We start from the raw sequence: 8,089 nt of genomic DNA on the forward strand, positions 1-8,089 counted from the left end.
TCTGGTAATAGTTCTTTTCATTATTCATATATTAGTTCTTACTATAGTGGACTTTAACCACATTTACACCGTGCCCATGCTGGGCACACTCCAGACGCACCTATCAACTCCTTTCGCGCTCCGCGCTTCAGTCGCGATAGTGCTCCACGATCTCAGAAAAATGAAAAAACTAATTTTACTCCTCGTGATTATATCAACTAGTTGCTTCGCCGCTGAAATAAAAGTCAGTGAACTTGACGAAGCGAAATCCGAGCGACGAGAGAAAGCTTTCGAAAATTGGATACCGATTGCAGAAATGCAGGTTCAGTTTGAAGCACTCACAAGCGAGGGAAGGTTTCCAGTCTACTCGGAGCGAGACGGCGGAAAAGTTCGAGAGATCTTCATCGACCAGCCTACGGGACTGACGTTTTGGGCATGGACTGGAATGAGCGAGAAAGAATTGCTCACCAAGCATGAGAAATACTTAGGCGAAGGCTTTGTTATTCTGTCTCTTGGGCTCTTACCGGAAGAAGGCAAGGTGCCTAGATATTGGGGCATCTGGGTGAATGAAAGCCTTGAAAGAAAGGTGATGCGAGATTTGAAGCACTTGGGCATTTCTCAGGCATCTATTGAAATCGATTGAGATCAAGACGGAGTGAGACAATAGATTTCGCTGCGCTCATCTATGCTCATCCTCACCGTTATGGAAAGGAAACCATCAGAGTCAGAAATCAGATCAGCATCTCAGATGATTCTGAACTTGTTCGTAATCACTGAGAAAGAAGCAACCGCACATGCAGAAGGGCTCTTGAATCTAGCCTACGGTTGGGGCAAGCCCATGGAGCTCGAAAAGAAAATAAAAAGAAGGCTCGGAACAGAATACAAATGGAGATCCGATTACTCGAAGAAGGAGTTTGAAAGAGAAGAAAAGGCTTCATTTGCAGGCTACGAATCCTACATCCAAAACAAGAAACGGAAACCATAACCAGTCGCTACTGGGCAACGTCGCTAACGCGCCGTCGCCAGAGCTCGACGTTCCCCCAAAATATGAAAAACGAAGACGCCATAGCAGAGTTTATCCTCAAGAAGGCAGAAACTAAGGAATCTCTCAGAAAGATAATCCAAGAGTCGGCGTTCGAATATTATACTGGGCGATACTTATTCGGCACGATCGGAGCAATTTTACTAGCCGGCACCGCCGCTTATGTCTTCACCAGTCGAGGTTTTCCTATATGGAGTCTTATAGCTCTTGCCATGTCTGGAGCTGCCCTCATCGAATCAAAAAGAAACAGTGGCCGAGTTGACGCGATGGTCAGATTGTCGAACTTCAAGGGGGGCGAACCAGTCGCGGTAGTCAATGCGAGATCAGCCCCCAGAAATTCTAAAAATCAACAGGACGATTGAGCTCATTGGCTCGCATCGACTACGCTCCACGTTAGCTAAGAAAATGAATACCTGCGTTATAGATTATGCGAAGATCAAAACAGAAAAGGATCTATCGGATTGGGTCGAGTTGCATTTTCCTTTGCAGAACCCAGAAAGAAAAAAGAAAGCAAACGCTGATGATGCTGGAGCGTTACAAATTTGGGACTATCTTGTAGAAAACCAAATTAAGAAATTTGAGATATTTGAGTCTTACCCCACCAATGCATCAGCAACGATAAACAAAAGAATGAAAGTTTGGAAATCGATACTGGGATTTCATCTTTATCGAGATAATTTGATCAGCGTCACGTTCACACCTAACCCACAAACCAAGGGCAAAAAACCAAAGAGCTAACCAGTCGATGGTATCAATTCCGTTACGGCTCCGCCTTCACTCCATCGATACATCTCAACGTTGTGCATAAAGAATCATGAACCCGACCGAATTCAAAGAACGATTTAAAAACGCATTTGGGGAGCTCCCAGAAGGAGTCGAACTCGACCTCGGAAAATTTAGAGAATTTCCATCGGAGCAAGTTGAAAGCCTAAGCATTGCCGAAGGTGACAAAGCCATTTTGAAAGAGGCAGGCTTTCCTGAGGACGCTGCCCCGTTCCTTTCATTCACATACAACTTGGAGAGAATGAATGAATTAATTCCAGATCTCGGAGAAGCCTATTCAGGCTTTCGAGTTTTCGGTCACAACGGTTCAGGGGATTTCATTTCGATCGATGAATCAGATGGCAGTATTTGCTATCACAACCATGACAATCGAATGCAGAAAGTCTTCATCAATTCATCTCTGAGCCAGTTTGCTGTGGCTCTGTGCCTAATGGCGGAAGCAATCGAAGCTGATTACTCGACTGATTTCATTGCACTTCTGAACGAAGTAGACCCTGATGCGTTGAACGAGGGAACGTTCTGGCCCTTGGAATATGAAATGATGAAAGAATAAAGCACAACCAGGCGAGAGTGGACAACTCCGTTCGTGCCTCACTCCGTGCCACCTCTTGACGATTAGCTAAGAATATGAAAGAAGAAGTCTTCAACTACCAATACCGACCAGGATATGGTTCAGGTAGTATGCTGATTGAATTTACAGGAATGTTTAACGTCGAAGCCTTAAGGGAGACCTTGTTTCCAATCCTAAAAGGAATTGAGTCAAAACCTGCGAACATCATAGAAACTGGTGAGCAACGAATCATCCCATTTCACGGAAAGTATGGAAAGTTCGACTATTCTGAAGATATATGGGGATTCGCATTCATCACAGCCGAAGATAATCAGCCTGTAATCGAAAGAATAGAATGCATTCTGTCCGATAATTGTCGATTTAACCCAACCCCAGCAGACTTAACTAAACACAGCTAACCAGACGCTGGTGGTCAACTCCGTTCGCTCCTTCGTCGCTCACTCCGTGCCACAGCTCCACGTTCGACAAAAAAAATGAAAAAAGAAAAAACAATTAAATCACCCCTTACCCTCCTATTCTTAATGGCAGCCATTTTCATGACTGGCTGTAAGAAAAATTACGCAGGGTTATACGAAGACGATACAGGCAACTATACAAAAATCACTCTTGATTTGCGCGACGACGGAGAAGCCATTGCTCGTATTAAAATCGTAGAGAAATCCAACCAAGAAGTGGCTGAACTCCACAGAGTCTTGGCTAATACGGTTAAAGAAAGCCAAGAGTTATCAGACGCTAAATGGGAATTGAAAAATGATTTTATCATTGTGACTGGAAAATTTAATAGCGGAAAAGAGGCTGTTTTAAAGTTCGCACCTCAGAAAAACGGGGATTTGATCACGAACGACTGGTTGATCAAAGGCGGCATACGTTTGGTTCAAAAATAACAATACGCAAAAAATGAAAGACTTTGACTATCTAGCTCTATGGATTCATCAATCTAATTTGCTATGGTCGAGACTCCAAACCTTGGTTGCAATAAATGTTGCTACCGTTGGAGGTTTTTGGGCTACAAAAGAGAATTGTTTTTCCATTCTTCTTCCAGTTATTGCGCTACGAGTAAATTATATAATATTCCGAGCCGCGAACAGAGATTCAGACTATTTAAGACATTGTAGAGAGAAAGTTAAAGAGCAGAATAAATCAGACCCTTTAGAAGTCAGTCTAGGATGTGAGTCTTTTCGTGGGGGTCAGGTTTTGGGCTTACTGAAATCCCTGTTACTTTTGATAAATATCGTCCTATTGGTGTGTTCATTAATCTTCCTTCCAGTGACAGTTCCTGGCACTCCCGCCAAATGTAAACTGACGGAAGAACCACAATTAAACCAAATAAAGAAAGAATTGGATCGGATATTTGAATTACACCATAATATTTTAGAGAAATAGGAACCATTGGAACGAATGGGCAGAGCATAAGCAAAGTATTAGAGCAAAAACCAATTCGAGATCGAACCAGTCGATTGAGATCAACAGATTTCGCTGCGCTCATCTGTGACTCATCTCGACGTTAGCCAAAAAATGCTCAGACGATACACCGTTATATTGATCGCACTCTTGATGACCTCAGCATGTGCGCCGGAGAAAAATGAACAGGCCGATGCCGCCCCCGAATCAACACCTATGAAATTCATCAAACCTGAACTGCTTGGAGACGTCACGCTATGGCTTTCGAAGTCCGGAGAGCTATATCACGAAAACGAACTAAAAGCGCTTTCGAATACGATTACCGCAGATCAAGCCGTTGAGCTATACGCCTACCTACGAGACAACGGCGAGCGGTGGGAATCGGAGTGGAGAGAGTCCTTTATTGCCCTGTTCCCAAAATCGGAATCGAAACTGCCAGAGATCGCCGAAGCAGATCGTTGGCAGACTGAAATTTTCGAAGTCATTGACGCTGGCGACCTAGAAGGTGTGAAAGACTTTATCCTTGAGACGGGAATCCTGGAGAATACCAAGTTTGATCCAGCAGATACCTTTAAGGAAGGGCAGTCGATGGGATTTACCGATAAGGTTGAGTATATCCCATTCGATTTTTTCCCCATTCAAGTGGAGAACGAGGATGGAGACTATCCAGTTTCTTATGCTCGCGAGAAAGGAAAGGCTGAGATTGCGGATTACCTCCAGTCAGTGATCGATGAACTCAGTCAACGATACCGAGACGCTTTCGAAGCCGGACGTAAATCCAAGGGCTAACAAGGCGATTGTGGACAATTCCGTTCGTGCCTCACTCCATGCCACATCTTGACGTTAGCAGAAAAATAAAAATGGATATTGAGTTCAGACGACTTGGTGAGGTCGCAAAATCAAACATTGTCGAACTCATGAATAATCCTCTCGTGCGAGAGCATCTGCCACTGGCGCCCGGTGGCTTCGATGAAATTGACTGTGACCATTTCATAGCTGCGAAAGAAAAACTTTGGACTGAGCATGGTTATGGACCATGGGCGTTCGTTATCGACGGGCAGTTTTGCGGCTGGGGAGGGCTACAGCCGGAGAATGGAGAAGCAGACTTTGCAATGGTCCTACATCCCAATTATTGGGGGATTGGAAAAAGACTATTTGACACGATAATTGGTCTGGCATTTGGCAAAATGGGATTTGAAGCTGTTACGGCGCTACTCCCACCAACAAGGAAAAAGATTCGAGCTTTAAAGAAATTAGGCTTCGAGGGGGACGGAGAATTAATAATCGGGGGAAAACGTTTCTTTCGGTATCGACTGAGAAAACAAACAGGTGCTAACAAGACGGTGGTATCAACTCCGTTACGCGCTCCGCGCTTCACTCCGTGATACACCTCGACGTTCTCAAATAAATAAAATGAATAACGAAAACGAATCTCTAGAATCGAAAGTTGAAGAAATCCTCAATGAACCAACTACAACAAAAGACATCGTGATAGGGGCGATTCTAGGATTAACCCTTATAGGATATTGCGCTGCAGTTTGGTTGAATCCTGGGCTATTAGATTTCGATGGCGAAGGACCGAGCGGAAAAGGAGGACGAAAGGTAGTCAGAGTCATGGGGTGGATTTGGAATCGCCCCGTAGCTTCTATCGGTGGACTATTTGGCCTGCTAATTACTTTCGGAACCATCTCTAGCATTTTCAAAAAACAGAAATGAGAACAAGACGGAGCTGGACAACCCCATTTACGCCGCCGGACGTTCGATAACCACTTAGACTACGAATCACTCGGGGTGGGTTGCCAGTCCTCCACGATCTACAAAAGAATGAAAGCAATCGCAGCCACAATACTCATCATGTCTGCATTTACTACAGCGAGTGCTACCGATTGGGCTTATCCAGACCCAATGACATACGAATGGACGATACGATCAGCAACAGTCGGAAAGATTCCAAAGGTTAATTTTACGGATTCATCGGTGCGTGCGGTCATAGGAGCACTTAGTAACAGCATGACATTTCCACTCCGAGTCGACGCGTCCCAAATCAGTGAAGAACATTTTAATAAGAGAATTACGATACAAGAAACAGATATATCATGGATTGAAGTTCTTGCTCTTGTCGCGGATGTCATCGAAGCAGACATCTTGATAACCAAAGGAAAGGTGATTCTAAAACCAAACCACAACCAATCGGCCAAATGAAAGGTAGATCCAGACGCACCTATCAACTCCTTTCGCGCTCCGCGCTACAGTCGCGATAGTGCTCCACGATCTGAAAAGAAATGCCTACCAGAGAAAATAACATTCGAAGCCCGATTCTAAAAATGAAGGAATCGATGGTTAATCTCTCTTGGGAGAATCAACTTGCGTGCTGGCTGCAGCGAAGCGGCTGGGAAGTCTTCTGGCCATTGTCCGATGTTGGACAAAAAACCGATTTCCTTATCTCCGACGGAAAGAACTTTTACAGAATCCAAGTGAAAGCACTTGCAGCGAATTCATTCAAAACTACGACACCAAACAAATGGGGAAGGCAGAAACCCAAGTGTGATTATGTAATCGTTATTCTCAAAGGTTGCGGCCAAGGAATCTGCTTTAAAGCCACTGATGCCACATCTTTGACGGTGAACCTCAACACTGTAAAAGGGCACAAGTTCAAGCAAACGCATTCGGAATTCATCAAAGCCTTCAACAAAACCTAAATCAGATCAAGACGGTGGTGGACAACTCCATTACGCGCTTCGCGCTCCACTCCGTGCCACACCTCTACGTTCTGCAAAGCAAATGGACAAGCCATACGTTATATCCATCAATGCAATCTCCGGAGGGGGGAATACAACCCTGACAAAACTCGTTGCTAAATCTCTTAAGAATTCAAAGGCATTTCATTTTGATGAGTTTGACTCAACAAACATTTATCCGGAGAACTTTTATGACTGGTCTATCCGGGGAGCTAATATCGAAGAGTTTGATTGTCCCGGCATGCAAAAAGCGATTACCGAGAGCATTTCAGATAACGTAGTCGACTACATTATAATCGATTTCCCATTTGGTCGGGATCATTCGCGCCTGAAGCGGGATATTGATCTATCCGTTTTTATCGACACACCATTAGATGTTGCGATGGCAAGGAGGATAATTAGGGATTTCATTGATGATGCTTCCGACACCGCCGACAGTCGTTTAAAAAGGCTTAAAGAAGATTTATCTTATTACGTCAGTAGAGCTAGATACCCCTATTTGGATGCTTATCGGCACAAGAATAATTGCGATTTGATTCTAGATGGATGGAAAAAGCAGGAAGAAATTTGCGAAGAAATACTCAACAAAATCAAAGCAGAACCAGTCGGCACAGGTCAACCCATGTAACCCGTCCGAAAATCCGAGAATCACTTGAACTTCAAACTCGTCAGGCTGGGTGCCTGGCCTCATCGTTAGCAAAGAAATCTAGATGCCAAAAGAGATAGTTAGCATTATTGCATTAACGGGCTACACTCTGGCATGGTTTCTTTGTTTTTACCTGCCCGTCCGAAAAAGAAATTCAATAAAATTATTTAGCTGGATACCATCAGTGCTATTCGCCTTCGGGATCCCAATCTTAGTCTGCGACCTCAACTACAAAAAAGATAATTTCGATGATCAGTTTATCATCATCTGGACACTAATCCCCCTGTTGATACTCTCAGTCATTCTCATATACACGAAAAAATCAAAATGCTAACCAGTCCGACGAGGCAATAGATTTCGCTGGCGCTCATCTATTCCTCTCGTCTACGATATGCAGAAGGAATGAAAATCAAAGGCACACGATTCGAGATCAATGACGTTGAACTAGACATTTCAGATTCAATTGAGTCGGCATCTGCAGCATTTAACTCAAAAATCGAAAAGGGGCACATCGAAGTCTTTGAAGAAACGAAAAAAGGGAAAGTGCGCTGGTTGATCTATCAGCACTCGAGCCAACCAAACCTATATCTACTTGGCACCGTCCTATTCGAAAAAGAACAGACTGGCTGGAAGTTTTGGTCAAAAAAAGAAGAGGTAAGAAGAAAGAAGACCCAGGATGAACTACTTAAGTCATGGAATATTAAGACAGGAAATAGTGCAGGAATGAGTATTCAGAATATGTATGACCCTAAGGGAGGGTTCAGCGCTATCTCAGTAAACAAGGCATATCCAGACGCTGCTGGACAACGTCGCTAACGCGCCGCGCCAGAGCTCGACGATATGGGAAGAAAATAGAATCGACGGCTCGAAGCATTTAGCCTAAGCATTTGAGAGTAAGAGAAGGAACAAAAGAAATAAAATCCTCAGAC

At 44.0% G+C, this 8,089-nt stretch carries 15 protein-coding genes; all 15 read left to right on the forward strand.

The window, feature by feature from the left end:
* Nucleotides 1-160 precede the first annotated feature (160 nt).
* The 15 genes from QEH52_RS18570 to QEH52_RS18640 all read left to right on the forward strand — a co-directional run bounded on the left by QEH52_RS18570 (nt 161) and on the right by QEH52_RS18640 (nt 7,976).
* Nucleotides 161-622: a hypothetical protein gene (locus QEH52_RS18570; RefSeq protein ID WP_308952455.1), complete on the forward strand. Its 462-nt coding sequence runs from the start codon at nt 161-163 to the stop codon at nt 620-622.
* A gap of 42 nt (nt 623-664) precedes the next feature.
* The gene (locus tag QEH52_RS18575; RefSeq protein WP_308952456.1) at nt 665-964 is read left to right on the forward strand and encodes a hypothetical protein; all 300 of its coding nucleotides are present in this window, start codon (nt 665-667) and stop codon (nt 962-964) included.
* 62 nt (nt 965-1,026) lie between these two features.
* Complete coding sequence (locus QEH52_RS18580; protein ID WP_308952457.1) at nt 1,027-1,383, forward strand: hypothetical protein; 357 nt, start codon at nt 1,027-1,029, stop codon at nt 1,381-1,383.
* 43 nt (nt 1,384-1,426) lie between these two features.
* Nucleotides 1,427-1,759: a hypothetical protein gene (locus tag QEH52_RS18585; RefSeq protein ID WP_308952458.1), complete on the forward strand. Its 333-nt coding sequence runs from the start codon at nt 1,427-1,429 to the stop codon at nt 1,757-1,759.
* A gap of 76 nt (nt 1,760-1,835) precedes the next feature.
* Nucleotides 1,836-2,357 (forward strand): SUKH-4 family immunity protein, encoded by a 522-nt coding sequence (locus QEH52_RS18590; protein ID WP_308952459.1) that lies wholly within the window; start codon nt 1,836-1,838, stop codon nt 2,355-2,357.
* A gap of 74 nt (nt 2,358-2,431) precedes the next feature.
* Nucleotides 2,432-2,773 carry a hypothetical protein gene (locus tag QEH52_RS18595; RefSeq protein ID WP_308952460.1) on the forward strand — a complete coding sequence of 114 codons (342 nt, stop codon included), beginning with the start codon at nt 2,432-2,434 and terminating at the stop codon, nt 2,771-2,773.
* Nucleotides 2,774-2,848: 75 nt separating this feature from the next.
* Complete coding sequence (locus QEH52_RS18600; RefSeq protein ID WP_308952461.1) at nt 2,849-3,259, forward strand: hypothetical protein; 411 nt, start codon at nt 2,849-2,851, stop codon at nt 3,257-3,259.
* Nucleotides 3,260-3,272: 13 nt separating this feature from the next.
* Nucleotides 3,273-3,758 carry a hypothetical protein gene (locus QEH52_RS18605; RefSeq protein ID WP_308952462.1) on the forward strand — a complete coding sequence of 162 codons (486 nt, stop codon included), beginning with the start codon at nt 3,273-3,275 and terminating at the stop codon, nt 3,756-3,758.
* A 132-nt stretch (nt 3,759-3,890) separates the two neighbouring features.
* Nucleotides 3,891-4,565 carry a hypothetical protein gene (locus QEH52_RS18610; RefSeq protein ID WP_308952463.1) on the forward strand — a complete coding sequence of 225 codons (675 nt, stop codon included), beginning with the start codon at nt 3,891-3,893 and terminating at the stop codon, nt 4,563-4,565.
* Between the two features lie 71 nt (nt 4,566-4,636).
* Nucleotides 4,637-5,161, forward strand: a complete 525-nt coding sequence (locus tag QEH52_RS18615) for a GNAT family N-acetyltransferase (protein ID WP_308952464.1) — start codon at nt 4,637-4,639, stop codon at nt 5,159-5,161.
* Between the two features lie 28 nt (nt 5,162-5,189).
* Nucleotides 5,190-5,492, forward strand: coding sequence for a hypothetical protein (locus QEH52_RS18620; RefSeq protein WP_308952465.1), 303 nt, complete (start codon nt 5,190-5,192; stop codon nt 5,490-5,492).
* A gap of 108 nt (nt 5,493-5,600) precedes the next feature.
* On the forward strand, nt 5,601-5,978 hold the full coding sequence (locus QEH52_RS18625; protein ID WP_308952466.1) for a hypothetical protein: 378 nt from the start codon (nt 5,601-5,603) through the stop codon (nt 5,976-5,978).
* Between the two features lie 80 nt (nt 5,979-6,058).
* Nucleotides 6,059-6,475, forward strand: coding sequence for a hypothetical protein (locus QEH52_RS18630; RefSeq protein ID WP_308952467.1), 417 nt, complete (start codon nt 6,059-6,061; stop codon nt 6,473-6,475).
* Between the two features lie 82 nt (nt 6,476-6,557).
* Entirely contained in the window at nt 6,558-7,142 is a 585-nt protein-coding gene (locus QEH52_RS18635) for a nucleoside/nucleotide kinase family protein (protein ID WP_308952468.1), read from the forward strand.
* Nucleotides 7,143-7,562: 420 nt separating this feature from the next.
* Nucleotides 7,563-7,976, forward strand: coding sequence for a hypothetical protein (locus QEH52_RS18640; RefSeq protein WP_308952469.1), 414 nt, complete (start codon nt 7,563-7,565; stop codon nt 7,974-7,976).
* The last annotated feature ends 113 nt before the right edge of the window (nt 7,977-8,089 follow it).

The organism is Thalassobacterium maritimum (assembly GCF_031127805.1).
GTDB classification, from domain to species: domain Bacteria; phylum Verrucomicrobiota; class Verrucomicrobiia; order Opitutales; family Coraliomargaritaceae; genus Thalassobacterium; species Thalassobacterium maritimum.